This window comes from Paenibacillus sp. N22P23, assembly GCF_059383735.1.
In genome coordinates this window covers 2,270,838-2,296,584 of record NZ_JBXENT010000001.1, presented here as the reverse complement: position 1 = coordinate 2,296,584, position 25,747 = coordinate 2,270,838, and the positions used below count along the sequence as shown (strand labels likewise).

General features: G+C 48.6%; 21 protein-coding genes. 17 read left to right on the top strand and 4 right to left on the bottom strand.

The genetic code is table 11. From position 1 onward, the window contains the following. The first annotated feature begins 6 nt into the window (after positions 1-6). The 3 genes from thiO (at position 7) to AC506A_RS10590 (ending at position 3,082) form a co-directional block, all read left to right on the top strand. Positions 7-1,116, top strand: coding sequence for a glycine oxidase ThiO (thiO, locus tag AC506A_RS10600; RefSeq protein WP_495460890.1), 1,110 nt, complete (start codon positions 7-9; stop codon positions 1,114-1,116). 370 nt (positions 1,117-1,486) lie between these two features. Further along, on the top strand, positions 1,487-1,666 hold the full coding sequence (locus tag AC506A_RS10595; RefSeq protein WP_495460889.1) for a uracil-DNA glycosylase: 180 nt from the start codon (positions 1,487-1,489) through the stop codon (positions 1,664-1,666). Positions 1,667-2,170: 504 nt separating this feature from the next. Continuing rightward, positions 2,171-3,082 (top strand): exopolyphosphatase, encoded by a 912-nt coding sequence (locus AC506A_RS10590; protein ID WP_495460888.1) that lies wholly within the window; start codon positions 2,171-2,173, stop codon positions 3,080-3,082. A gap of 72 nt (positions 3,083-3,154) precedes the next feature. Here the strand turns inward: AC506A_RS10590 and AC506A_RS10585 are convergent, their stop codons facing one another. Continuing rightward, positions 3,155-4,447 (bottom strand): homocysteine synthase, encoded by a 1,293-nt coding sequence (locus AC506A_RS10585; protein ID WP_495460887.1) that lies wholly within the window; start codon positions 4,445-4,447, stop codon positions 3,155-3,157. Positions 4,448-4,582: 135 nt separating this feature from the next. Between AC506A_RS10585 and AC506A_RS10580 the strand changes: the two genes are divergently transcribed. Together AC506A_RS10580 and AC506A_RS10575 are read left to right on the top strand one after the other, a co-directional pair. Beyond that, positions 4,583-5,719: a winged helix DNA-binding domain-containing protein gene (locus AC506A_RS10580; protein WP_495460886.1), complete on the top strand. Its 1,137-nt coding sequence runs from the start codon at positions 4,583-4,585 to the stop codon at positions 5,717-5,719. Between the two features lie 19 nt (positions 5,720-5,738). Then, positions 5,739-6,509, top strand: a complete 771-nt coding sequence (locus tag AC506A_RS10575; protein ID WP_495460885.1) for a GNAT family N-acetyltransferase — start codon at positions 5,739-5,741, stop codon at positions 6,507-6,509. A gap of 243 nt (positions 6,510-6,752) precedes the next feature. Here AC506A_RS10575 and AC506A_RS10570 read toward each other — a convergent pair whose 3' ends face one another. Next, positions 6,753-7,622 (bottom strand): SPFH domain-containing protein, encoded by an 870-nt coding sequence (locus AC506A_RS10570; RefSeq protein WP_495460884.1) that lies wholly within the window; start codon positions 7,620-7,622, stop codon positions 6,753-6,755. Between the two features lie 153 nt (positions 7,623-7,775). Here AC506A_RS10570 and AC506A_RS10565 point away from each other — a divergent pair, with 153 nt between their 5' ends. From AC506A_RS10565 to AC506A_RS10530, 8 genes are all read left to right on the top strand, one after another. Further along, complete coding sequence (locus AC506A_RS10565) at positions 7,776-8,495, top strand: DUF421 domain-containing protein (RefSeq protein WP_495460883.1); 720 nt, start codon at positions 7,776-7,778, stop codon at positions 8,493-8,495. Between the two features lie 134 nt (positions 8,496-8,629). Then, positions 8,630-10,744: a multicopper oxidase family protein gene (locus tag AC506A_RS10560; RefSeq protein WP_495460882.1), complete on the top strand. Its 2,115-nt coding sequence runs from the start codon at positions 8,630-8,632 to the stop codon at positions 10,742-10,744. Positions 10,745-10,870: 126 nt separating this feature from the next. Continuing rightward, positions 10,871-11,815 (top strand): helix-turn-helix domain-containing protein, encoded by a 945-nt coding sequence (locus tag AC506A_RS10555; RefSeq protein WP_495460881.1) that lies wholly within the window; start codon positions 10,871-10,873, stop codon positions 11,813-11,815. A gap of 135 nt (positions 11,816-11,950) precedes the next feature. Continuing rightward, entirely contained in the window at positions 11,951-12,745 is a 795-nt protein-coding gene (locus AC506A_RS10550; protein WP_495460880.1) for a phytanoyl-CoA dioxygenase family protein, read from the top strand. 36 nt (positions 12,746-12,781) lie between these two features. Next, positions 12,782-13,621 carry an MBL fold metallo-hydrolase gene (locus AC506A_RS10545; RefSeq protein WP_495460879.1) on the top strand — a complete coding sequence of 280 codons (840 nt, stop codon included), beginning with the start codon at positions 12,782-12,784 and terminating at the stop codon, positions 13,619-13,621. A gap of 57 nt (positions 13,622-13,678) precedes the next feature. Next, positions 13,679-14,716, top strand: a complete 1,038-nt coding sequence (locus AC506A_RS10540) for a zinc-binding dehydrogenase (RefSeq protein ID WP_495460878.1) — start codon at positions 13,679-13,681, stop codon at positions 14,714-14,716. 22 nt (positions 14,717-14,738) lie between these two features. Beyond that, positions 14,739-15,425 carry an orotidine 5'-phosphate decarboxylase / HUMPS family protein gene (locus tag AC506A_RS10535; RefSeq protein ID WP_495460877.1) on the top strand — a complete coding sequence of 229 codons (687 nt, stop codon included), beginning with the start codon at positions 14,739-14,741 and terminating at the stop codon, positions 15,423-15,425. A gap of 4 nt (positions 15,426-15,429) precedes the next feature. Next, complete coding sequence (locus tag AC506A_RS10530) at positions 15,430-17,481, top strand: TIM barrel protein (RefSeq protein ID WP_495460876.1); 2,052 nt, start codon at positions 15,430-15,432, stop codon at positions 17,479-17,481. 17 nt (positions 17,482-17,498) lie between these two features. On the opposite strand, the gene AC506A_RS10525 is transcribed toward AC506A_RS10530, so the two are convergent. Continuing rightward, entirely contained in the window at positions 17,499-18,365 is an 867-nt protein-coding gene (locus tag AC506A_RS10525; RefSeq protein WP_495460875.1) for a helix-turn-helix transcriptional regulator, read from the bottom strand. 152 nt (positions 18,366-18,517) lie between these two features. On the opposite strand from AC506A_RS10525, the gene AC506A_RS10520 reads away from it, so the two are divergent. Continuing rightward, positions 18,518-19,660, top strand: a complete 1,143-nt coding sequence (locus tag AC506A_RS10520) for a Gfo/Idh/MocA family protein (RefSeq protein WP_495460874.1) — start codon at positions 18,518-18,520, stop codon at positions 19,658-19,660. A gap of 63 nt (positions 19,661-19,723) precedes the next feature. Here AC506A_RS10520 and AC506A_RS10515 read toward each other — a convergent pair whose 3' ends face one another. Continuing rightward, positions 19,724-21,979, bottom strand: coding sequence for a helix-turn-helix domain-containing protein (locus tag AC506A_RS10515; RefSeq protein WP_495460873.1), 2,256 nt, complete (start codon positions 21,977-21,979; stop codon positions 19,724-19,726). Between the two features lie 228 nt (positions 21,980-22,207). On the opposite strand from AC506A_RS10515, the gene AC506A_RS10510 reads away from it, so the two are divergent. Genes AC506A_RS10510 through AC506A_RS10500 form a run of 3 tightly spaced genes read left to right on the top strand, consistent with a single transcriptional unit; the run spans position 22,208 to position 25,703 of the window. Further along, complete coding sequence (locus AC506A_RS10510) at positions 22,208-23,131, top strand: ABC transporter permease (RefSeq protein ID WP_495461015.1); 924 nt, start codon at positions 22,208-22,210, stop codon at positions 23,129-23,131. Positions 23,132-23,146: 15 nt separating this feature from the next. Continuing rightward, a complete protein-coding gene (locus tag AC506A_RS10505) occupies positions 23,147-24,031 on the top strand; it encodes a carbohydrate ABC transporter permease (RefSeq protein WP_495460872.1) in 885 nt (294 codons plus the stop codon). A 55-nt stretch (positions 24,032-24,086) separates the two neighbouring features. Beyond that, a complete protein-coding gene (locus tag AC506A_RS10500) occupies positions 24,087-25,703 on the top strand; it encodes an extracellular solute-binding protein (protein WP_495460871.1) in 1,617 nt (538 codons plus the stop codon). Positions 25,704-25,747 lie beyond the last annotated feature (44 nt).

Here is a 25,747-nt window from a genome sequence, read left to right as displayed (position 1 = left end):
CTGGAAATGAAAGAGAGCATTGTGATCATGGGAGGCGGAGTCATCGGATTATCCTGTGCATTGGAGTTACAGCAGCGGGGTTATCAGGTTACGGTTCTGGAAATTAATCGCTGCGGGGGGCAGGCGTCCGGCGCGGCTGCCGGTATGCTGGCGCCTTATTCGGAGAATGTTGAAGGATCCGATGCTTTTTTCCGCTTTTGCTTAGAAAGTCTACAGCTTTATCCCAATTGGCAGGCTGGTGTGAAGGAGATTTCCGAGCAGACCTTCGAATATACAAATTCCGGCAGTCTCTATATTGCATATCATGATGCGGATTTGCTAGCGTTGGAAGGCAGACTCTTGTGGCAGCGTCAGTTCGGTTCTTCCGGCAGCATCGTGGAAGGAGATGCACTATTCCGCCTAGAGCCTCATATGTCGCCTAATGTAAGAGCCGCGCTGCATACACCGGAAGAGAGCCATCTCTATGCCCCTCATTATGTCAAAGCGTTGGAGCAAGCTTGCCGATTGATAGGGGTCAGCATCCATGAGAATCTAGAGAAGCTGACCGTTGTTGAATGGGAGGATGAAATTCGCATTCAAGCAGCCGATGGATGCTTGTTCAGCGGGGATCGATTGCTAGTGTGCTCAGGGGTTTGGGCGCAAGAACTTTCCGATACGTTCAGCATCCAAATTCCCGTATATCCGATTCGCGGACAGATTTGTGCCTATGAGGTAGAGACGAAGCCGGTTCAACACATGGTATTCGGCAATCAAGGCTATCTGGTGGGGAAAGAAAACGGGACCCTCGTGTGCGGTGCTTCCGAGGATGTTGCCGGCTTCGATACATCGGTAACGGCCAAGGGGATTGAGCGGCTAACGAGATGGAATAAGAAGGTTTTTCCTTTTCTCGGAGAGAGGGAGCCGTTTCATCGCTGGGCTGGATTGCGTCCTTCCACGCAGGATGGGCTTCCGCTTATCGGTGCAATAGACAGCACGAATCGAGTTGTATTTGCAGTTGGCCATTATCGCAATGGCATTCTGCTCAGTCCGGCAACGGCTAAGCTTGCTGCGGATTGGATCGAAGGGAAGCAGGCGACGGCGGATTATCAGGCATTCCTGCCGGGGCGGTTTTCTTAACACGCCTCGGCGGCGATTCGCCGATGATGAAGCAGGGAGAAATATCGATAAACCATTTCGACAGACTCGAGCGGCTGCCGCAACAATGCCGAAGAAGCGCTAACGAACCGTACAGGTCTTATTTGACTGAAAATCATCGATTTGAAATTTTAACGAACCGTACAGGCGTTATTTGGCCCCAATCACGTTCCAAACCACCCATTTTGACGGAATAAGGCCGCAGTGGTTCGTTAGAATTATAGAGGCGGCAATTTCCGCTATAATAAGGCCTGTACAGTTCGTTAGAAATAATCAGGCTAGACACCTGTCACTAACAACAAGCTTTGATGTAAAATGAATAGATATGATCCACAAGTTAAGAGGTGTCGACATGACAACCACGCCGATGCGTATCAATTGCATGCAATGTCTCCATTATTATGTGACGTGGGACCCGAATTTCCCGCGAGGCTGCAAAGCGTTCAAGTTCAAAACCTCCACGATGCCAAGTGCTGCCGTACTATCGTCATCCGGCCAGCCCTGCATGAACTTCGAGGCGAAGAAGAAATAGTCGACCGCATGAGCCATAAGCGAAGACTTGGGGAAATCCAGTTGTTGTAGTTATCAGATTTGCCGCATTGTGGCAGCTGATAATGGGTTCGCAGGCTAAGCTGAAGCGCTAACGAATCCCACAGGTCTTATTTGTCCGAATTTCATCGATTTGAATTTCTAACGAATCGTATGGACCTTATTTAGCCGAAATTCGAGCAAAACTGCTCATTTCGACGAAATAAGGTCTCTGTGGTTCGTTAGAATTTTTGAGTGACCTATTTCCCACCCAATAAGGCCTCTACGGTTCGTTAGAATTTCTCCCCTGCGCCATTCCACTGTACGAGACGGTTGGCTTACGGCAGATAATAGCCACTAGTCCCTCCAGCTACGCCTTCCGATAGTTTCCCTCCACCTAACTCGAAGTTAATCCACATTATTCATTCCTATTACATTCTTCATTATAATGGTATGGTATAATAGTCCTATTAACAGGCTGATAGATCTACTACACGGAGGGGTCAGGATGAGGTTAGTCACAAGATCAGATTTCGATGGATTGGTTACAGCGGTTTTGTTTAGAAAGTTAGGCATGATCGACGATATGAAGTTTGTACACCCGAAAGATATGCAAGATGGTTTAGTTGAGATTACGGAAAACGATATATTGACGAATGTTCCTTTCAAAGAAGGCTGCGGCTTATGGTTCGATCATCATGCCAGTGAGTTGAAGCGTTCGCAGGAAGAAGGATTTACATACAAAGGCGAGATCAGAATCGCAGATAGCGCCGCGAGAGTCGTCTATGATTTTTATGGGGGACGCGAGAAGTTTGGTCCTTTCTTCGATAGCATCATGGAAGGTGTAGACAAGGCGGATGCCGCAAAGTTCAGCAAGGAGGATATTATTGCTCCGCAAGGATGGGATTTACTCTCCTTTATTATGGACTCTCGCACTGGACTTGGACGCTATCGTGATTTCCGTATCAGTAACTACCAGCTGATGGAGAAGTTAGTCGGGCTTTGTCTGGAGCAATCACTTGAAGAAATTATGCAGGATGAAGACGTGAAACAACGGGTGACACGGTACTTTGAGCTTGATGAGTTGTTCCGCGAAATGCTTGTTGCCCATACGCGTGTAGAAGGAAATGCGATTATTACGGATCTTAGAGGTGTCGAAACCATTTATCCGGGTAATCGATTCTTGGTGTATGCACTTCACCCTGAGCAGAACGTGTCGCTTTGGATTGTGGATGGGTTCCAGAAACAGAATTGTGCGATCGCTTGCGGTCATAGCATTGTAAATCGGTCATGTGATGTTCCGGTCGGTTACTTAATGCGAGAATTTGGTGGCGGTGGACACGAAGCAGCCGGAACTTGCCAAGTGCCGTACGATTCTGCGGATGAGACAATCGAAGCCATTATTAAACGGTTCAACTAATCGATCTGACAACAAATAAAGACCGGTGTGGGAGAATGGGAACTTCTCCTTACCGGTCTTTGTCGTGTACGGTTATTGCTGGCTCGCTTGAATCGCTTGCTCCAAATCCCGGAGGATATCTGTGATGCCTTCCGTACCAATGGAAAGTCGAATCATTCCCGGTGAAACGCCGGTCGCGATTTGCTCATCTTCCTTAAGCTGGGCATGAGTGGTGCTGGCTGGGTGAATAATGAGCGACTTCGAATCGCCTACATTCGCCAAGTGGGAGAACAGCTTCACGTTTTCGATCACTTTCTTCCCAGCATTCAAGCCGCCTTTAATGCCGAACGTCAGAATAGCGCCTTGGCCGTTAGGCAAATACTTGAGTGCTTTATCATAAGAAGGATGGCTCTGCAAGCCGGGATAACTAACCCACTCTACAGCTTCATGCTGTTCTAGAAACAATGCCGTTGCCAGCGCATTGGAGGAATGACGATCCATACGCAGATGTAACGTTTCCAAGCCTTGCAGCAGCATAAAGGAATTGAACGGAGATATAGCAGCACCCATATCACGAAGCAATTGCACACGTGCTTTAATAATATAGGCGATCGGTCCTACAGCATCCGTATACACGACCCCGTTATAGCTCGCATCCGGTTCCGTCAGGCCTGGGAATCGACCGCTTCCTTTCCAATCGAATTTCCCGCCATCTACGATAATGCCGCCGATCGAAGTGCCATGTCCACCAATAAACTTGGTCGCGGAATGGACGACAATATCGGCTCCATGCTCAATCGGACGAAGCAAGTAGGGGCTTGGGAATGTATTATCTACAATAAGAGGAAGGCCGTTCGCATGGGCAATGTTGGCGACTGCTTCAATATCGAGTACGTCCCCCTTGGGATTGCCGATGGTCTCTGCGAAGATAGCCTTCGTTCTTTCATTAATGGCGCTGCGGAAATTGTCAGGGTTACTAGGATCAACGAAATGAACTTTGATGCCAAGCTTCGGCAATGTAGTGGAGAATAAATTATAAGTGCCGCCGTACAGACTCGCTGCGGAGACAATTTCATCTCCTGCTTCCGCAATATTCAGAATGGAGTATGTAATGGCTGCCATTCCTGAAGAAGTAGCTAATGCTGCAGGCGCGCCTTCAAGTGCGGCAATTCTTTTCTCAAAGACATCCGTTGTGGGGTTCATAATGCGCGTATAGATGTTTCCAAATTCTTGGAGAGAGAATAAATTTGAAGCATGCTCGGAATCACGGAACCCATAAGAAGTCGTCTGGTAGAGCGGTACTGCACGTGACATCGTCGTTGGATCAATCTCTTGTCCTGCATGCACAGCTAATGTTTCTATGGAATATTTGCGTTCTTCTGCCATTTCTACAATCATCCTCTCATATCTGGTTTCATTACTAGTTTCTCATACACTGAGAGAAATTTCCATCTAAGCGGATGCAAAAGGATATAAAAATAGGGAAGAGGAATTCAGCGAGTCATAGAGAAGATGTTTGAAATGATCCGAACGAAACTGGGGGCGGAGTACATGACGGAAGCAGTTCCACTACTTGGAAAACGTGATTTGAACCGAGCACTGCTCGCAAGGCAGATGCTGCTGAAACGCGTGAATCTGCCAGCATTGGATGCGATAGAGCGATTAGTCGGGTTACAGGCCCAAGCTCCGAATTCACCTTATTACGGTTTGTGGACACGACTCAATGGTTTCCGGCAGGAAGAACTGAGCCAGCTTATTCAAGGCAGAAAGGCCGTTCGCATCGCGCTGATGCGTTCTACCATTCACTTGGTGTCTGCTCGCGATTGTTTGGAGTTACGTCCTTTGGTACAATCCGTCCTTCAACGAGGATTAAACGGCAGCTACGGCAAACAGCTCACTGGTTTAAAGGAGAAGGAGCTTGCTGACGCAGGCCGTACAATGGTCGATGCGAAGCCGATGACCTCCATTGAACTTGGCAAGCAGCTTAGCGAAATATGGCCGGACCGAGACCCCGAAGCTCTCGCAGCCGCCATTCGAAATTCAGTGCCGCTAGTCCAATTACCACCGCGCGGGCTTTGGGGCGAAAGCGGGCAAGCAACACATACTTCTGCAGAAGCATGGTTAGGCCAGTCTCTTTCTCCCGAACCGGCCGTGGAGAAGATGATCCTCCGCTATTTATCCGCCTTTGGCCCAGCTTCTGTGAAAGACATGCAGGTGTGGTCGGGTTTAACAGGGCTGCGAAGTGTGTTTGAGAAGCTCCGCCCTCAGCTCGTTAGCTTCCATGACGAGCAGGGGAATGAGCTGTTCGACCAGCTGGATGCACCGCGGCCGGATGCAGAAAGCCCATCTCCACCTCGATTTCTGGGCGATTTTGACAATATACTCTTATCACATGCTGATCGTACAAGGATTATCGATGACGCTTATCGGAAGCATGTATTTACGAAGAACGGCATCATCCGATCGGTTATTCTTGTTGACGGCTTTGTTAGCGGAATGTGGAATATGAGTCGGGGACGTGGAACAGCTTCATTAATCATTGAACCATTCAAGAAACTATCTTCGCAGGAATGCGATGAACTAGCCGAAGAAGGTGCTCAATTGCTGAAATTTGTGGCTGGTGAAGATCAAGCGCATGAGATCCAGTTCAAAACTTAGCGTGAAGGGGTTGCTTGAGATGATAACGAGACCATGTCAGATCAGTGAGATTCAACATCTTATCGAAGAATATATTCATGGACTATCTTCACCATTTGATTCTTTTCTGGAGGAGCATATATTAACATCGACGTTCTACATGATCGAAGAAGGAGCAATAGCCATTGGCTACTTTGCTATCCATAAGGACAACATGCTTACTCAATTCTACATAAGCCGCGCATACCGGAAGCATGCACAGCGGCTATTTAGCCAAGTACTTGAAGGTAGCACGCTGACCTCGCTATTCGTTCCTACCTGCGATGAGCTTTTTCTAAGTCTCGCTTTAGATAGGGACTTCAAGATCGATAAACAAGCGTACTTCTTTCAAGACAGTCAAGTGGAACTGCCGATAAATAATGTTTCAGGGGAGGAGTCATTCCGCCTTGCTGATGCAGCTGATTTATATCAAATCGAGCAGGTTTGCGGCGATTTTCTCCATGACTACGAGTATCGAATCCGTAACAAAGAGCTATTCACTTATCATAGAGGTGCATTGCTGCTTGGCATTGGCGTTCTCGAGAAATCCAAGCTTATTGCCGGCGTGGCAAGCATTGGCATGTTTACGAATGAGCGGTATCGAAAGCAAGGGATTGGAAGGAACATCATCCTACAACTGAAACAATGGTGTTATGAGCACAACTTAACGCCGATATGCGGATGTTGGTATTATAACGAAGCTTCTAAATTAACATTGGAAAGTGCGGGGATGGTCACGAAGACCAGGCTGCTGAATATAAAAGTGATTTAAACCAACAGTAAAATGGCGGCACGGGAATTTGCCCGAGGCCGCCATTATTTGTTATCTTCCACTTAAGCATTAGGCTTCTTAGGCAAACGATCAGCCTTCTTTAACGCTTCGCGAATCAGAAATTCGAGATGTCCGTTGACGCTTCGGAATTCTTCGTTCGCCCACTGTTCGATCGCACGATAAATTTCCGGGTCCAGGCGAAGGGGAAACGCCTTTTTCTCAGTTGCGATTGATATCCGCCCCTTAGGTGTACAAGGTGCCCGTATTGATTACAGGCGTTGCGCCTTTATCGGATACGATGGCAACCATCAGATTGTTGACCATTACCGCACGGCGCTCCTCGTCGAGGACGATCCCCTTGTCTTCCAGTTGACGAAGCGCCATGTCGACCATACCCACCGCACCTTCGACGATCTTGGATCTCGCCGCCACGATTGCGGTAGCCTGCTGCCGCTGCAGCATAGCGCTTGCGATTTCCTGCGCGTAGGCGAGATGAATGAGACGTGTTTCGATGATTTGCACGCCGGAAAACAACAATTTGCTCTGAAGTTCCGTCATTAATTCGCCGGCCACGTCATCCGCATTACCTCGCAACGAAAACTGCTGTTCATCCGAAAACGTATCGTACGGATATTGCGCAGCGATATGCCGTACCGCCGTTTCGCTTTGAATTTCCACGAACTTCTCGTAATTATCAACGTTAAAGGAAGCTTTCGCCGTATCCATGACCTTAAATACGACGACGGCCGCAATTTCTACCGGATTGCCTTGTGCGTCGTTTACTTTAAGCTTCTGGCTCGTAAAGTTGCGCACGCGAAGCGTTACCTTTCTCTTATCCGTGAGCGGAAGAACCATCCATAACCCGCTTTCGAGCACGGTTCCCTTGTATTTCCCGAAAAACGTGATGACTGCGCTCTCGTTCGGATTCACGATGATTAGCGAAGATAGGCAGATCACGAGCAAGATCAATTGAACAGCTCCCAGCACGATAAGCGTAAAATCCGGCGTTTCGTCTATTGCTTTGACGAATGTCAGAATCATCAACACGACTAACATGACGGAAACAAATATAACGGCAAATCCATTTACATGCCACGCTTTGTGTTCTTGCATGGTTATCCTCCTTGTCATGTCTTGATTACTCATATCTTTTTGATATTAGTATGATATCACTATTACCAAACATTAACAACTGGAAAAGTATGTGTGGGGCAGAAGTGGGGGACACTATCAGATTGAAATGAGGGTAACGGAGGGATTGAAGGCGTGGATTTTTTCAAAAGCCAAGAATCATTAACGGCAATGGGCTGGATTTTGCGCAGCATCGTTGGATTTGTCTTTCTATTATTCGCTGCCAAAATGATGGGACAACGCTCCATCTCTCAGCTTCGATTTCTGGATTTCATTATTGCGCTGACGCTCGGCAATATTATTGCCCATCCACTGTCGGACGAGCATCTGGGGCTGAAAGGATCGATGATTACAACCATCTCCCTTGTGCTGTTATACTTAGCAGCGGTCTGGCTCAGCCTGAAGGTGCCGTTGCTTAAACAATTCTTCGATCCGCCTGCGATTACCCTTATTCAGAATGGGGAGCTTGATTACCGGAATCTCGCGAAAGCGAAGCTCACGATTGAATTCTTGTATGCCGAGTTACGCAAATCGAATGTGGAAGATATCACGAAGGTTGCCTTTGCGGCATGGGAGCCGGGCGGCACGTTGTCTGTCTTCGTCAATACGGAGTATCAGCCCGTGACGCCGACGGACCTCAAGCTTGCAACGAAACCTTTCAACTTGACGAAACCGATCATAACCGATGGCCATATGGAGCATGCGCTGCTGCGCGAAATCGGCAAAGACCATGTGTGGCTGGAGACGGAAATTCAACCTGTTTTATTGAAAAATGTGATTTTAGCAACCGTAGACAGCAAACTAACCGTGCAGGTACATGTAGTGCGAGAGGGCAGCAAACTGAGCGAGTCATAAGGTCAAGCTCGCTCGGGTACCAGACCTGGACCCGACCTTAGGCTGGGTGAAAACTAAACTTCAGACTGTTAAAGTCCACTTCGATTTCCCGTAATATGTTGGCATAACTCATGATGCCAAAGGGGATTTGTTCGATGTATGCTTTATTTTACGGGCTGGATGCCCTAACTACAGTACTGCTTGTAGTCTTCGGTTGGATGGCCGGCGGCAAGGCAGGCCGTCTTGTTTATAGTTCGTCTTACAAGAAGCTGAAACATAAATCAAGAGCCATTCTGATATTGTTTAGCCTATGTACGCTTGCGCTCGCAGGTAAAGTAGTCCTTGCACAGCAGCTGTACACGAAATTCGGGTGGCTGTTCGCGCAGGATCGCATTCTCCTCCAACTTCCGCCGCTGCTGATTGCAGTGATGGCAAGCGTTATCTACGGCATTCCTCGAATCATCCGCATGATGCGGCTGCCAGCTGAGAATCAAGATGCGCCGCTCGATGTTGCTGCCTACCGCTCGGCTGGCGACTCCACTCTGATCATTCCGTTCAAAGCAATCAAATACACCGCATTAGCCAGCTTCTATTTCTACTTCGTTCCGGTTGTGCCCATCAATTGGCTTGACGTGTCTGGAGTTGTTCTCGTACTTCTGGTGTTCATTACGATTATGGCTTATCGCGTACTTAATCGCAGCAAGAGCATCCATCAATGTGAGAATTGGGTGCCTCTGGGCCGTAAGCTTCGTGTGGCTAAAGGAATCTCTGAGATCCTAGTCGTTGTGCTGATCGCCGTTGGGGGCTGGATGTATGCGATGAATGAAAGCCGTCTCCTGGAAACGATGAGCATGATGACCGGAACTTCCGACTTCGGCGGAGGTATTGTTAGTTCGATCGCTCATCAGCACGCTGCCTATGCTGTATCTACGAGCGCCGGCGGTAGTACGGTCAGCGTGGAGACGTTAACAGGGCCAAGCGAGGGAGAGCCCGATCGCCGATTTACGCTGACCGCAGAGAAAAAGCTGGTTCGCAACAGCTCGGGTAAAATGGTGGAGGCATGGACATATAACGGTCAAATTCCCGGACCGGAGCTGCGGATGCAGCAGGGGGAACTGATCGAAGTTACATTGATCAATGATAACGTAGATGTTGGAGTTACGTTACATTGGCATGGTCTGGATGTTCCAAATGCAGAAGATGGTGTTGCAGGCGCGACCCAGAATGCGGTCATGCCAGGGCAGACGCATAAGTATCGATTCATCGCGGAGCAAACAGGCACCTTCTGGTACCATTCTCACCAAGACTCAGCCGAGGCAGTGAAGAAAGGGTTGTTCGGTGCATTAGTGGTAGAGGATCCTGCTGATCCTGCAACTAATTATGGAATTGATCGGACGATCATGACCTATTCGTTAAAGAACAGCGGGTTCTCCTTCGGTGCAGGAGCGGATACCAATCTGCTCGAGCATGTTCAGGCAGCTCCGGGCACGCCTGTGCGGCTGCGCTTGATTAATACCGAGAACTGGGTGCAGCGCGCATTCACCATTGTAGGCGTTCCCTTTCAAGTAGCGGCCATCGATGGCACGGAGCTAAATGGGCCGCCGGATTTGAGCAGTAATTCTCGCCTTGAGGTGACGACCGGCGGTCGTTATGACGTGACTTTCGTCATGCCGGATACGCCGGTATTTGTTAACATCGGCGGTAATGCGAAGGAAGGCATTCTCTTCAGTGAGCATGGCAATGGGGAACCTCTTGATTTGCCTAAGAGCATCAGCATATTCGATCCTTCCACTTACGGAACGCCGGAAGTGCTGCCTTTTAGTTTAGACAGTCATTTTGACAGAGAGTTTCTGATGGTCTTGGATAATCAGTTCACTTTCTATAACGGCGGTTTCGGCGCATTGTACACCATCAATGGCGAGCTGTTCCCGAATACGTCCATGTACATGGTGAAAGAGGGGGATTTGGTCAAAACAACGATTGTTAACCGCGGTATGGTCGACCATCCGATGCATTTGCACGGCCACCATATGTTGGTATTGAGCCGTAACGGCAAGTTGGTAAGCGGAAGTCCATGGTGGTCCGATACGCTGTACGTCGGCCCAGGTGAGCGGTATGAGGTCGCTTTTATCGCCGATAACCCAGGTATATGGATGGATCATTGCCACAACTTGGATCATGCCAAAGTCGGGATGTCCATGCATCTCGCCTATGAAGGGGTTACGACGCCGTTTGCGCTCGGGACGGAATCCCATAATCACCCTGAATAGGATGGATTCAACCACCAGTTGAATTGACGTGTTCAACTGACTATTGATAGAGTAGAGCCACCAAGCGTGCTATGCTGAATGCAGACAGTGCGCACTGTACAATCTTGCAAGTGGAGGCGTTCTATAATGGAAATGCGTAAGATCGGTGCTTTCATCTCCAGTTTGAGAAAAGATAAAGGAATGACGCAGGCGGAATTCGCCGAGCGTTTAGGAATAAGTCATCAAGCCGTATCAAAGTGGGAACGCGGTGAGTCGCTGCCTGATATCGGCATGCTGCCGACAATCAGCCGGTTGCTCGAAACGTCCATTGATGAGCTGCTTGCCGGCGAAAGCCGGATGGTGCTTGCGCAGGAGGCAGCATCCGCGCAGGTTGCGGCAGATGAAGAACGTAACAGTATTGAAAATGCTCAGGTAGAAGAAGGATCAGAAGAAGACCCAGAAGAACCAGTAGTAGCAGATAATGTGTCCGAGGCAGCTCAGGACGAACAGCAGGAGGAAGATTCGAATGCTGCCGATGAGGGCTCACATCCGAGCTTGCAAGCGATATTGCAGCTTGCACCGTTTCTGGCGAGCGACACGATTGATGAGATGCTAAGTTATGTAGAGGAGGGCCGACTGAGCGCTGACGCTGTTCATGGTTTAGCCCCGTTTATTAGTAAAAGCTCCTTATCTCGCTTGGTAGAGAAGGCAGCTCTCGGAAAGCTCGACATGCGGCAGCTCGTAGGACTCGCACCTTTCCTAGATACAGAACAAATCGACCGGCTCGTGCAGCAGGCCGAGGAAGGTACGGTCAATTGGGATATTGTGCAAGCGTTGGCGCCGTTTATAAGCCGTGATACACTGGATCGTCTGGTTGACCGGATAGTAGGCGGCGGCATCGAGGCCGGCCGAATTGCCGGACTTGCCCCTTTCTTATCTAGGGGGAGTATGGAGAAGCTTCTGGAGCATGTGGAGTCTGGTTTTCTTGGCGCCGACATTCTCTCCGCAATTGCACCATTCATTCATAAAGATGCACTGGAGAGATTGGTCCGGGGCATGCTGGAGAAGACGCTAACGCGTTCAACTGAATAAGGGGATGGCAGCTCGCCATCCTTACCAACAAATATGCCAGGACTCCTAACGATGGAGTCCTGGCTTTTTTTGAGCGAGAAGGGTTACATGTATCCGGTGTAGAAGATGAGTAGTACGAAGAAGGAGGTTATTTCATTGACGACCTTAACTGAAGCTCAGATTAAACAATTCAGAGAAAATGGCTATTTAATTATGAATCAATTGTTTACGTTGGCTGAATGCGACGAAATCATTCAGAATGCTAATAACATGATTACCGGGAAAATTCCGCTTGGCGAGCATAATGGCATCTATATGGAACCGGAGGCAATCTTGAAAGGGCTTGCAACGAATGAAGAGCCTGATCCAGCCTATCTGTTTAAACTGGGTCATCAAATGCATAGATCAGATGAGCTCTTTCGCTATTATGCCATGCATGACGCAATAGCCGATGCCCTGACAGATCTTCTCGGTCCCGACATCAAGTGCATACAAAGCATGTATATCGATAAGCCTCAACAATTGGGAGTCGGCCAACCTTACCATCAAGATTCTTATTACCTGAAAACCGAACCTGATACGTTGATCGGCGTTTGGATCGCACTTGATGATGCTGATGAACATAATGGTTGCCTGCATGTTATCCCCGGCAGTCATCGCGAACCCATTCACCCGCATGAGGTGCCGTCCGATGAACGCCAAAGGAGATATTTTCAAGAAGTGCATGCAGCAAAGAAGGAAAATGAAGTCCCATGCCTCCTGCCTAAGGGGTCAGCCGTCTTCTTTCCGGGGACGATGCTGCATCGTTCGGGAGATAACGGAACGACGGATCGTCAGCGGCGAGCATACGTCTTGCACTATGTGAGCGCACGATCGAAACAACCTAACCAAACCAACTCGCGCAACCCGCATCTGCTCGTGCGGGGGCGTCAATACCCAGGATGTGTGTAAACTCAATAGGTGCTTTATAAGGAGGAGGATAACAAAATGAATATCCCTATCGTTCGTACAGGCGAGGACCTGATTCGGGAGATTAACGAAACCCGTGTTCCATACGGGATGCTCGCCATCTGGTTTCTTGGGCAGGTGAGCGTCATCGTCAAAGGGGGAGATACGATCGTGTATATCGATCCGTATTTGGCCGATGCTCCCTATCGTCGGTTTAAACCGCCCCTTCGGCCAGAGGAGGCAACGAACGCGGATTGCGTGCTGATCACGCACGATCACATCGATCATATGGATCCGGATACGCTGCCATCGATGGCCAAACTTGGCGGTGATACGGTGTTTGTGGCGCCAGGATATTGCCTCGACTCGCTCGCTGAGTTCGGCGTGTCAACGGAGCGGAGCATTCATGCCAAAACAGGCGAATGGCGGGAGCTGCGAGGTCTTCGCTACATGCCAATCCCAGCGGCGCACGAAGAACTGGAGTATGATTCGGAACTTGATCATCGGTTCGTTGGTTATGTGCTGAACCTGAACGGAGTGACGTTCTATCATGCTGGGGATACGACGATTTATCCCGGGCTGATTGAAACGGTGAAAGCGGAGCAAGTCGATCTCGCACTTCTGCCCATTAACGGACGCGATCCGTTCCGGCTAGCACGTAATATTGTCGGCAACATGAACTTCCGTGAGGCTGCCGAGTTTGCAGTCGCGGCCGGGATTGACACCGTTATCCCTGCGCATTACGACATGTTCGAAGGCAATACGGAGCATCCCGGACATTTCATCGACTATTTGTATGAGAACTACCCAACTCAGAAGAGCCATGTGCTGGCACGATTCGAGAGATACGTGTACGTATCCGGCCGCGCGCTGAAATAACGAACAAGGCGATATGATACGAGAATAGAATCGTTCCAAATTGGAGGCGGTTACAAAGTGAAAGCAGTTGTCAATTATGAAGCAGGATCCGGTAAAGTCGAAGTTCGTGAGGTACCTGTCCCCGAGCTGGGACCGAAAGATGTGTTGATTCGCGTACAAGCCGCTGGCGTATGCGGCAGTGACTTACATATGTACCATAATTCCCAGGGCTTCCCGGTAAAACGACCGGTTACGCTAGGTCATGAATATGCCGGCATCATTGAAAATGTAGGTTCTTCCGTAACCGCCTTCAAAGCAGGCGATCGCGTAGTTAGCGAAACGCCGGCTTACATATGTGAAACATGCATTTACTGCCGTACAGGCCAATACAATCTTTGTCCGACACGCAGAGGCTTCGGTGTGCTTGAGGACGGTGCGATGGCGCAATTTGTCAAAACAAGAGAAGCGATCGTGCACCATGTGCCAGATGGCATTCCCTTCGAAATGGCTGCACTGACTGAACCGGCGTGCGTAGCCTACAACGCAGTAGCGCATCATTCTCATATTCGACCGGGCGACTATGTTGTCGTATTTGGACCCGGACCCATCGGATTGATGTGCGTGCAGATCGCGAAACTATTTTCCCCGGGACGTCTTACGGTCGTCGGTACAGCCCGCGATAAGAAGCGCTTGGAGGTGGCCTTGCAATTCGGTGCAGATGAAGTGATCGAGGCTGACGGAAAAGACGTTGTAAGCGAGCTGCTTCAATACGGCGATGGATTTGGACCTGATGTCATCTTGGATGCGGTAGGCGTGTCCGCCACTTTGAAGCAAAGCATAGATGCTGTCCGTCCGAACGGACAAATAACAAAGATCGGCTGGGGACCTGATCCTATAGGCTTTTCACTAGATCCGTTAATTCAGAAAGCTGTCCGGTTGCAAGGTTCGTTCAGCCATAACTATCCGATGTGGGAGAAAGTGCTCCTCATGATGGCCAAGGGTGAAATCAATCCCCTCCCAATGGCGAAATTGTATAGCATCGACGATTGGAAATCGGCTTTTGACGAAATGGATGCTTTGCAGCACGCCAAATCAATCATCTTACCTCAAGCCTAATCGAAGGGGAGAATACGATACTATGGAACCTATCGTGCAAATATCGCTGGATTTGACTACCATCAAGGACGCATTAGAAATGGCCGAAGTTGCCGTTGAAGCAGGCGTGGATTGGATTGAAGCGGGGACGCCGCTGTTGCTCGGAGAAGGTCTTCATGCTGTTGCGGCACTACGCAAAGCTTTCCCCAATCACCCTATCGTGGCCGATTTGAAGACGATGGATGGGGGCTATCTGGAAGCCGAAATGATGGCAAAAGCCGGAGCTACTCACGTTGTTGTCATGGGCGTGGCTCATCAGGCTACGATTCGTGCTGTTGTTCAGGCAGCCCGCGATTATGGTATCCAGGTAATGGGTGATATTATGGCTTCGCCGGATCCCGTAGCTTGCGCCAAAATGCTGGAAGCAAACGGGGTCGACTTCATTATCGTCCATACCGGATTCGATGAGCGCGGTGAAGATAAGGCACGCACGCCATACGATCATTTGGCTGCCGTAGTCGAAGCAGTGAATATTCCGGTGCAAGCTGTTGGCGGACTGACGATCGACCAAGCGGCAGACATGCCTAAGCAAGGCGCTCCACTGGTTGTCATCGGCGCACCGCTCGTCATCGATAAGAAGGAGTTCAAACCAAGCACGGACCGTGAGCAGTTGAAAGGCATTCTGCAGCAAATCGTGACCCGAGTTAAAGCGAATAGGGTTGAGGGGTGAGGGGATGACGACGACAGCCCGTGTAGCGCTTTTTCCAAAAGGATTTATGAATGAGTTGTCCGATGGCAGGATGAGCTTGTGGGAGTGGATCGAAATAGCCGGCACGCTCGGTGCAGATGGTTTGGAGATGTACCCGCGTTTTCTGGAAAGCACGGAACCGTCTTACCTTCAATCTGTTCGTGAAGCATGCGACAAGGTGCATTTGGCTATTCCGATGATGTGCTCGTCACCGGATTTCACACAACCGGATCCTGCATTAAGAGCAGAAGAAATACGGAATATCAAAACAATGATCGATGTCATGGCGATACTCGGTCCGGAAGATTTCAGAAGCTGCAGAGTGCTGTCCGGACAAAGGCGATTTGGCGTATCCAGAGAGGATGGCATTCGCTGGACTGTGGCTTGCATCCAAGAACTGCTCCAATATGCCGCCGAGAAGAAAGTTGTCCTGGTGATGGAGAACCACTATAAGGACGGCTACTGGACAGCGCCTGAATTCGCATTGTCATGCGATATTTATTTAGAGATTATTAGTCAGATCGAATCGCCTTGGTTCGGAGTGAATTATGATCCTTCAAACGCCATCGTTGCTGGCTATGACCCCATTCTATTGTTAGAGCAAGTCAGATCCAGAGTGATCACCATGCATGCCAGCGATCGTTATTTAAAAGAAGGCTATACGATGGATGACATTCGCGAGTTTCTGGATCAAGGCTACTCCAATGCACTGGAACATGGCGTCATTGGCAAGGGCATGAATGATTACGATAAGATCTTCCGCATTCTTCAAGAAGAGAAGTTTAATGGCTGGATCTCGATTGAAGACGGCGTGAACGGACTTGACGAGCTTCAGGAATCCGTTCATTTCATTAAAAACCAAATTACGCAGTATTTAAGCTATTCTGCCGAGGTTGATACGAGTGGAAACGGCACTGGACTTATGAAAACGATTGTATTGAAAAACGCGAATTCTGATGCAGCGGAAGTTACGTTAGCAGAGAAACCTCGCCCTGTTTTGAAGGCAGACCATGAAGTATTAATCAAAGTGCTTAGCGTCGGACTCGATGGCACCGACAAGGAGATCATCCTGCATCGTTATGGCGTGCCGCCGGAAGGAGAAGAAGATCTCATCCTAGGCCACGAACTGATTGGCGTAGTGGAACAAGCAGGAGCTGCTTCCGGATTTAACATTGGAGACGCTGTAACCGTGCTGGTCAGAAGGCCATGCTTGGAAACGGATTGTCCGAATTGCCGCGCGGACCGATCTGACTATTGCCAGAGCGGAAACTTCGTGGAGAGGGGAATTAAGGGTTCTCACGGATTTATGTGTGAATACGTGGTTGAGGATGCCAACTATGTCGTAAAAGTTCCGGATGAGATGAAACATCTGGGCGTATGGGTAGAGCCGCAAAGTATTTTCGAGAAAATATGGTCAACCATTTCCCATTCTCAGCAAAGATTGGTTTGGAATCCCAAACGGGCATTAGTGCTGGGCTCCGGCCCAATGGGTTTGCTGTCTGCCTTGTCCCTTCGGACTATGGGGCTTGAAACGCATGTGTGGTCTCTGCATGCGCAAGACAGTCTTCAAGCGAACGTGCTGTCTCAGATCGGTTCTCAATTCCAGAGCGCACATAACGATATCCCTGCGGACGGTTCTGCCGACCATGGACTTCGAAGACACTATGGCGATGAACGAAATCTGAATTTTGATATCGTGCTCGAATGCACCGGATTCACTCCGCTGCTTATTGAAGCGACTGCATTGCTAAACCGAAACGGAATGATCGGGTTGCTCGGTATTTCTCCTGCGAACCGCCGATTTGCGGTGCCGATGGATCAGATCAACCAGCATTTTGTCACCGGCAATCAAGGTATGGTAGGTTCAGTTAATGCTTCCAAACCGGATTTCATTCGTGCGATCGATCGGATAGGGCAAATAGAACGCTGCTTTCCCGGTATATTGAGCTGCCTTATTACAGATGAATTTACGCCTGAACAAGTGGCTTCCGTTCAGTTTGATCGAATTGGCATCAAAGGGGTCGTACGAATGAGCTAGTCCTCGGAGGGAGACCTCTATAAAATGCTGCACATCTTCCGGTACTCGCGCGGTGAGACACCTTGCCATCGCTTAAATACATGACTGAAATGATGCAAGCTGTCGTAGCCGATGCGCATACCGATGGCTTCGATTTTCATCTCGGTTTCTCTCAAACACCGTTTGGCCTCTTGATGGCGAAGATGCTGTACATATTGATTGGGGGTTACGCCGAATTGTTCTTTGAACAGTCGGATAAAATGATCCTCGCTGACGTTCAATCGCTCCGCCATTACCGTATTCGGCCAAGTCAAATGCAAGCTGCTGCTTATCTCGTCGACCAGCTCCCGAAGGGCAGTCAAGTAGACCGCTGAAGTTGCACGCCTCGGAACGGTTTGCAACCTAAGGATCGATGCAAGCAATTGCAGCATGGCCCCTCGGCAGACAAGCTCATAACCGGCTCTGGCCGTTGTGAATTCTTCGCAGATCAATTCCATTCCTTTCACGATATCGACGGACAGTGAAGAGTACTTACGCGCGAACAACCGCGCCCCTTCCGGACCAACTGGCAATCGACAGAACAACGCTTCTTGAACGTTGCGAGTTTCATCTACTACCATATGAATATCGGGTGTCAGTTCAAACTCATCAAAGAAATCGAAATGAACACCGAGCAATTGCGCACCGGCCTTAGTTGGAATTTCAATGCGATGCCTCTCATTAGCACTTAGAAAGAGGAGGTCGCCCGGATAATAACGAATCGTCTCGGGCTCGTCGATGAAATGAACGGCCATTTCGCCGGAGATAACAACCATGATCTCGAAGTCATAGAGTCGTCGCTCGTTTCCTTGATAATACGCGGAGTTCTGGTATTGGGCCCAGTGAATGCTCGGCATCCAATCCATTTCATTCATCCCCTTCGATTGAATTGAAGTCGATAATAGACAACTTTATAGCGGAATTGAGTAAATACATCCTATAGAACCTATAGTATCATTCGAATTAGTTAAGCGACAATAAACAACTATGACTTTGATCATTGTGGGGGACTGGCGATATGACGAAGCGAATTGGAATCATCGGTTATGGACTGAGAGTCAGCGGTTTATTCGGCAAATTGGATGAGCAGGAAACGGGATGCCGGATCGTCGCGATTGCGGATCCTAATGAACAAGAGCTTGCCGCGCGTATGGATGAGGCATCAAACAACATCGAATGGTACGCAGATGCAGATGATATGTTGAATAACGCTGGACTGGATGGCGTCGTCATTGGTACCCGCTGCAATTTGCATACGGAAATGGCACTTAAAGTATTGAAGCGCAGCTTGCCTTTGTTCCTGGAGAAGCCGGTTGCCACGACCTATGAAGATTTATACCGACTGAAAGCGGGATATGAAGCTTCAGACTCGCAGGTAGTTGTCTCGTTCCCACTGCGCAACACACCGCTCGTAAAGCTAGCCAAGGAAATTATAGATTCGGGCAAAATCGGAACGGTGGAGCATGTTCAAGCCGTGAACAATGTGCCTTACGGCGGGGTCTACTATCATAGCTGGTACCGCGATGAGAGCATTACGGGCGGATTGTTTCTGCAGAAGGCGACACATGATTTCGATTATATGAATTATTTGCTGGGTGCCAACCCAACTGCTGTATCGGCCATGAAATCGAAGCAAATCTTTAAAGGCGATAAACCGGCAGGTCTGATGTGTAAGGATTGCGATGAGAAGCATTCGTGTGAGGAAAGTACGCTTAAGCCGCATAATCGCGCCAGAGGGAGCTATTGCAGCTTTGCGGTAGATACCGGCAATGAAGATTCCGGCAGCGCTTTGATTCGGTACGAATCTGGCATGCACGTCACCTACTCGCAAAACTTCTTTGCAAGAAGAGGCGCACAGAGACGGGGAGCGCGCCTGTTAGGCTATAAAGGAACACTCGAATTCGATTGGTATACTGGCGAATTGAAGGTGTATATGCACCACGAAGCGCGAGTGGAGACCCATCAATTCGACTTGAATGCCATGGACGGGCATGGCGGAGGGGACGGCATACTGCTGCAAAACTTCTTCCAGATCGTGAACGGTGCAGAACGTTCGTATACCTCGCTTGATGATGGATTATGGAGTGCCTTGCTTTGCTTGAAAGCCAATGAGTCCGCGAATACGAATACGTTCCAGCAAGTAGCTTGGACGACGACTTGATTCCATAAGCGTTTCATAGGAGCAGAAGAAGCCTGTCCACTAGTGGACAGGCTTCTTGGCATTTTAATGCTCAACAACTGCTGCATTGCGTCTGTACTCCGTTGGCGTAACGCCGGAAATTTTCTTGAAGGAGCGGTTAAAGGAGCTGAGCGTCGTATAGCCGACTTCGAGCGCGATCTCTTGTATTTTCATCTCCGATAGTAGCAGGAAGTCCTTCGCTTTCTTCACGCGAACCTCATTGACAAAATCCACGAAGTTCGTGCCCATTTTCTCCTTGAAATAGGTAGATAGATAGCCGCTGCTAATATTCAATTTGCCGGCGATTAAATCAAGTGACAGTTCTTCGCCGAAATGCGTTTCTGTATAACTGACGGTAAAGCTAATGATGGGATCGCGTTCTTCTTTCTTTAGCCGAACAAGCCGTCCTGCCTCACTTACAAGCTTCTCAAGATAGCAATCCAGCTCTTCGATGGTATGCTGCATCTCAATAGGAGGCAGCTTTCCGGACAATTCATCGCTGTCAATTTGCATGCTATGAAGCACGCGCAGCACCTTGTCGGTCGTCTCCTCGGCGAAGCGATGAAACTTGATTGCGGGGATGTTGCGCTTCTTCATCTTCGCCAGCATCCGGCGCAGTGTTTGCAGGGCAAGCTGATCGTTCCCTTCTTGCAAGCTAACGTTCAGCTCCTGCTCAAGAATGGTAGTCGGCAGCATTGGTTTCTCTTGCGTTTCGCCAGCCTGAGACACATACGTCGTGTCATCGAAAGGTCTCAGTTTGACCAACTTCAGCACTTCCGCGTAGGCACTCGTCATTTGAGAAGAATGCGGATAATAAGAACTCACGGCGATGGTAAAGAAACTATAAGTGTTATCCGTCTCCAGCACCGTCTTAATGTCGGTTAGAACAGCGCTCAGGCGCTTGTCATCTTCATCATTTAAGTAGACGACGGATAAAATTTGATTCGTCTCGATTTGGAAGGTTTGTGCACCATCCATCTCCCGACCGATTGCCTGAATAATATATTCGCGGATAAAGGCAATGGTCCGTTCTTCTTCTCCAGGCATTTCATCCCAAAATGGCTGTTTGAAATTCATCTGGAACAGCACAAATCGAAAGGGCCTGTAGTCCTGCTCGGCTGCCGGATCGGAATCCTCATATTCAATGCGGATGCGTTTCAGTACATTCATGAGCGAATAGTGTCGCAGATGGTTTTTTCTGCTTTCGAGGCTGCGCTGCGCTTCCTGGTTTACTTTGATCATGTGGCCAATATTGGCATGAATCAGCTCAAAGTCATTTGCAGCTCCCCGATCGAGCTCCTTATTTTCATTTAAACTACGAATCGACTCTACAATTTTACGAACCGGATTGTTGAATCGTCTGCTGAAGATGACGGATAATGCCAAGCTGACTACCGATGTGACCACGAGCAGAACGATTAGGGTAACCGTGAGCTTCACGATTTTGCTCGAAACGCTGCTATCCGGAATGATATTCACATAAGTAAGCCCGGATATCTCGCCTTTCTTATAGAAGAAATAGTAGCCATGCTGCTTAATCCAGTTGCTCCCCGGCTTTAATTCCGGTAAGGCTTCGTGAAATGCCGGATCAGAGGTGTAGATCATGTCTCCTTGCGGACTGAGAATATAGAATGTGTTGTTAATCGATTGATGGTAATTGCGATACAGCTGATCCGCATCAATGAATGCGAGGAACTTGAAATCGGGATACAGCTGGCTTCGAAACAGATAAGGAATGACGATGCCAGGCTGCGACTCCTGATAACTCGGAGGCGGGCTCTTGAATACAGCGGCGGGATAGAGCTTCGAATCTGAGCCGGCTGTGGTTAATTCATTCTCCCAGAAAGCAGATGTATACGTGTTGTTTACATAATGGTTGGAGAACATGACGTCGAGCGAGCTGCCGCGGTACTTGTCTAATATGTACTGATGTTTCACGTCGTACATAAATAAATTGTTCAAGTAAATTCTCGGATTCACCGTGATTTGCTCTAAATCGTCGATGATTTTGCCGGCGGCCCTATAATAAGGCTTCGATTTCTGTAAGTCATTGAGATGATCATTTAAGTACATACCTACAATAACGTTATCCAGCAGCTCGAAGTACTGCTCGAATCCGCTTGTTGTATGCGTCAGATTCGCATCGTTATACGTAATGATCTCCCCGTGAATGCTTTTTCTAAATAAGGTGAGTGAGATCAAATTGAAGGAAACAAATAACAAAATGATCGCCATAAAACTAAGCAGCATTTTGGTTAAGATCGAACGGGTATTCATTTTCAATTGCAAAATTTGCCTCATGATTAAACCCCTTTTGCCCTGGCCTGATCCTATTTTCGAAAACTGTGCAATTTTACGGAAACCTTGAAATTCGCGCGAAATCAGTCATAAATCCGATGTTCAGCAAGCGGTGACTCTTATAGTATAGCGCTAGGAATGAAAAATCAAGGTTCATATATTCAGATGAATAGAGGGGGATCATCATTGAATAACTACACGAATACAGGTACGAGCTCGCCTGCAACGGTCATGCCTCACAGGGGAAGAAAACGTTCCTTCGTGGACAAGCTGTGGAATGAGCGCTACCTGTTCTTGCTGCTCCTCCCGGGACTTTTATACTTTATCATTTATCGGTACGTTCCGATGCTGGGAAACATTATCGCCTTTCAAGATTTCAGCCCGTTTCAAGGTTTCTTGCACAGCGACTGGGTCGGACTCAAGCATTTCAAAAAAATCTTCGAAGATAGTGAAGTTATAAGGGTCATCTGGAACACCCTTTATCTCTCGTTCCTTCAAATTGCATTTGCTTTCCCGGTTTCGATAGCGCTTGCACTAATGTTAAATGAGGTGCGCAACGAACGGTACAAGAGAGTGATTCAGTCGCTCGTCTATTTGCCCCATTTCTTATCCTGGGTCGTTGTCATTGGGATTGTAACGACATTCCTGAAATCAGAAGGCATCATTAATCAGCTCATTCAAATGGTTTTCGGAATCGAACCGATTCCGTTTCTGACATCGGCGCATTGGTTTATGCCAATCATTGTGCTGGAGGTTATCTGGAAAGAGTCCGGCTGGGGGACGATCATTTTCCTCGCGGCATTAGCCGGGGTTAACCCACATCTGTATGAGGCGGCTGTCGTCGACGGCGCCAGTCGTATGAGACAGATCTGGCATATTACATTGCCTTCGATCCGAAGCACAGTCATCATATTGCTCATCCTTCGACTAGGCAGCGTGCTTGATGTCGGCTTTGAGCAAATTTTCCTCATGCTGAACCCACTCAATAAGGAGATGGGGGATGTACTCGATACGTTCGTGTATTACAAAGGGATCGAGAACTCGGACTTTAGCTTTGCAACAGCAGTAGGGTTGTTTAAGTCAGTCGTCGGGTTGATCTTAATCGTCGGCGCGAATAAATTATCCAAAAAATTCGGAGAAGAAGGTATCTATTAAGGAGGCGGTAGAGCAGTGGTTAAAACTCATTCCATTTCGGAAAAAATAGCGAATGCCCTTAACGTAATCATGCTTGCCGCAGTCGGGCTCGCGATGATGTTCCCGTTCTATTACATGATTGCGACCTCATTTACCTCGGTTTCGGAGAGCGCGGCCAAGCAGTTTATCCTGTTTCCGGAAAAATGGGTCGTTGATGCTTATCAATACATTTTCCATTCCAAGGTGTTTGTCCGTGCGCTCATCGTAACCATCTGCGTTACGGTAGTAAGTACGCTCTTCAGCCTATGGCTCACCTCGATGATGGCTTATGCCCTCTCACGGAAGATTACAGGCCAGAAGTTCTTCCTGTTCCTTGTCTTGTTTACATTCGTCTTCGGAGCGGGTATTATTCCATCCTATATGGTTGTAAAGGAAACACATTTGATCGATACCTACTGGGCGCTTATCATTCCTGGGGCTATCAATTCCTTTAATTTGATTGTGCTCAGGCAGTTCTTTCTCGGTATTCCTCAGGATCTCACGGAAGCTTCCGTGCTCGATGGAGCCAATGATTTGCAAATTTTCTCGCGTATTATTCTTCCGCTGTCTAAGCCGGCACTGGCAGCATTCGGACTTTTCTATGCCGTTACAAGTTGGAACACCTATTTTACCGCACTCATTTATATTAGCGATCCGAGTAAATGGACGATTCAAGTTGTTTTGCGGCAGATCGTTATCTTAAGCCAGCGGCTCGATTCTCTCTCGGATGGACAGCAAGCTGCACTGGCGAATGCTTCTCCACCGGCTGAAACGATTGGCATGGCTGCGATTCTCATTGCAACACTCCCGATTCTTGCGCTTTACCCGTTCCTGCAAAAGCATTTTGCGAAAGGGGTGATGCTCGGTTCCGTGAAAGGCTAGCTTTCATGTAAGTGAGTATCATCGATGTGCCCAACATAAAGAGGAGGTCGAAAGTATGCGTAGCAAACTAGTTTCATCTGTTCTGGTAGTTGCACTATCCGGTTCCATTCTTGCAGCATGTTCATCCGGAAATGAGGATACCAACTCCAATTCAACGTCGAATGCTAATAAGGCGAACACCGGGGCTGCGACGACAACAGACAAGAGCGCAGAGAAATTTACGATTGATTGGTTCGACGGCACATGGGAAGATCCGGTTCCAGCGGGTAATAGTGAAGCCGTGCAGAAGATCAATGAGAAATTCAATGTCGATTTCAAACCGCAATATATCCCATTTGATACGTACGAAGAGAAGCTTGCCGTGAAAATGGCTTCGGGTGATATCCCCGACGTGATTGGTATGGAAGAAGTAAACGCTAATTATACGAAATGGGCGAAGCAGGGTGCATTCTTGCCGCTCGACGAGTTCTTGCAGCAGTATGAATCGACCAAGGCAGTACCTGATTATTCGTGGGACTCGTTGAAGGTGGAAGGCAAAGTGTATGGCATCCCAACCTACTTCTCCTCTAAGGGCGGCAAGAAGCCGATCATTCGCAAAGACTGGCTGGATAAGCTGGGTCTGAAAATGCCTACGAATTATGAAGAGCTCAAACAGGTTGTAACCGCCTTTACGAAGAATGATCCGGACGGAAACGGCAAAGCGGATACGATCGGTTTAGGTTTGGCGAAAGGCATCTATTACGACCCTTCCTTTGGAGCCTATTATGGCAATGCAGTTTGGTATCATAAGAACGGCAGCGGTCAGCTGATTCCTGGCAGTATCGCGGACGGCAACAAAGAGAAAATCACGTTCTTGGCTGATCTGCAAAAGGAAGGCATCCTGCAAGCGGACTGGGCAGTAACAGCTTACAAGGATATTTTCAAAGCATTTAATGCTGGTAAAGTCGGCATTTGGTATGAACAGCCTGGCAACAGCGGTAATAACGGCGTATTGTTCGATGTTCTGAAGCAGAACGATCCGAAAGCAGTAGTGGAGCCAATTCCGCCTTTTAAAGCCCCGGATGGTTCAGCAGGACTTACGATTAACGGCAGCTGGTACCGGATGTACATGATCTCAGCGAAATTGAAAGATCAACCCGAGAAAGTGAAACGTATTCTCGAGATGATTGATTACTTCCACAAACCGGTGACATTCGAGGAGCGTAATCCGCAGAACGAATACTTCGACTGGCTCTACGGCGGAGAAGGAAAAGGCTACGAAATGGTGGACGGCGTTGCACAGCCAATTGCCGCGAATCGTTCGAACGCCGCTCCTGGCGCTTATATTACCGAGGGCGGATGGCTGATGAACGATGAAGATTTGTTCAATTTTGCCAAAATCGCCAAAACGCCTGAGGATCAGAAATTCCAGCAAACGCTGGCCGATACGCTGCATAGCATGAAATTCTATGTGAACCCGACAAGTCGGATTATCTCGCCGCTGCTTATGGAGAAGAACGGGGAGCTGCAGACGTATATTACGGATGAAACCACGAAGATGATCTTCGGTGAAAGACCGCTAAGCGACTGGGACAAAATGGTCGAGGAGTACATGGCCAAAGGCGGTAAAGAAATGATCGACGAGGTCAATAAAGAATTGGAAGCGAACCATATTCAAGGTGAGTGGAAATAAGGGTAAGTGATTCCTAACAGACAGCCCGAACCTACGCGGTTCGG

Coding starts and splice junctions, on each gene's coding strand:
- AC506A_RS10535 (WP_495460877.1), top strand. CDS start 14,739: ATGGAACCTATCGTGCAAATATCGCTGGATTTGACTACCATCAAGGAC.
- AC506A_RS10515 (WP_495460873.1), bottom strand. CDS start 21,979: ATGAGGCAAATTTTGCAATTGAAAATGAATACCCGTTCGATCTTAACC.
- AC506A_RS10545 (WP_495460879.1), top strand. CDS start 12,782: ATGAATATCCCTATCGTTCGTACAGGCGAGGACCTGATTCGGGAGATT.
- AC506A_RS10520 (WP_495460874.1), top strand. CDS start 18,518: ATGACGAAGCGAATTGGAATCATCGGTTATGGACTGAGAGTCAGCGGT.
- AC506A_RS10575 (WP_495460885.1), top strand. CDS start 5,739: ATGATAACGAGACCATGTCAGATCAGTGAGATTCAACATCTTATCGAA.
- thiO (WP_495460890.1), top strand. CDS start 7: ATGAAAGAGAGCATTGTGATCATGGGAGGCGGAGTCATCGGATTATCC.
- AC506A_RS10500 (WP_495460871.1), top strand. CDS start 24,087: ATGCGTAGCAAACTAGTTTCATCTGTTCTGGTAGTTGCACTATCCGGT.
- AC506A_RS10530 (WP_495460876.1), top strand. CDS start 15,430: ATGACGACGACAGCCCGTGTAGCGCTTTTTCCAAAAGGATTTATGAAT.
- AC506A_RS10595 (WP_495460889.1), top strand. CDS start 1,487: ATGACAACCACGCCGATGCGTATCAATTGCATGCAATGTCTCCATTAT.
- AC506A_RS10570 (WP_495460884.1), bottom strand. CDS start 7,622: ATGCAAGAACACAAAGCGTGGCATGTAAATGGATTTGCCGTTATATTT.
- AC506A_RS10525 (WP_495460875.1), bottom strand. CDS start 18,365: ATGGATTGGATGCCGAGCATTCACTGGGCCCAATACCAGAACTCCGCG.
- AC506A_RS10560 (WP_495460882.1), top strand. CDS start 8,630: ATGTATGCTTTATTTTACGGGCTGGATGCCCTAACTACAGTACTGCTT.
- AC506A_RS10555 (WP_495460881.1), top strand. CDS start 10,871: ATGGAAATGCGTAAGATCGGTGCTTTCATCTCCAGTTTGAGAAAAGAT.
- AC506A_RS10585 (WP_495460887.1), bottom strand. CDS start 4,447: ATGGCAGAAGAACGCAAATATTCCATAGAAACATTAGCTGTGCATGCA.
- AC506A_RS10510 (WP_495461015.1), top strand. CDS start 22,208: ATGCCTCACAGGGGAAGAAAACGTTCCTTCGTGGACAAGCTGTGGAAT.
- AC506A_RS10580 (WP_495460886.1), top strand. CDS start 4,583: ATGATCCGAACGAAACTGGGGGCGGAGTACATGACGGAAGCAGTTCCA.
- AC506A_RS10590 (WP_495460888.1), top strand. CDS start 2,171: ATGAGGTTAGTCACAAGATCAGATTTCGATGGATTGGTTACAGCGGTT.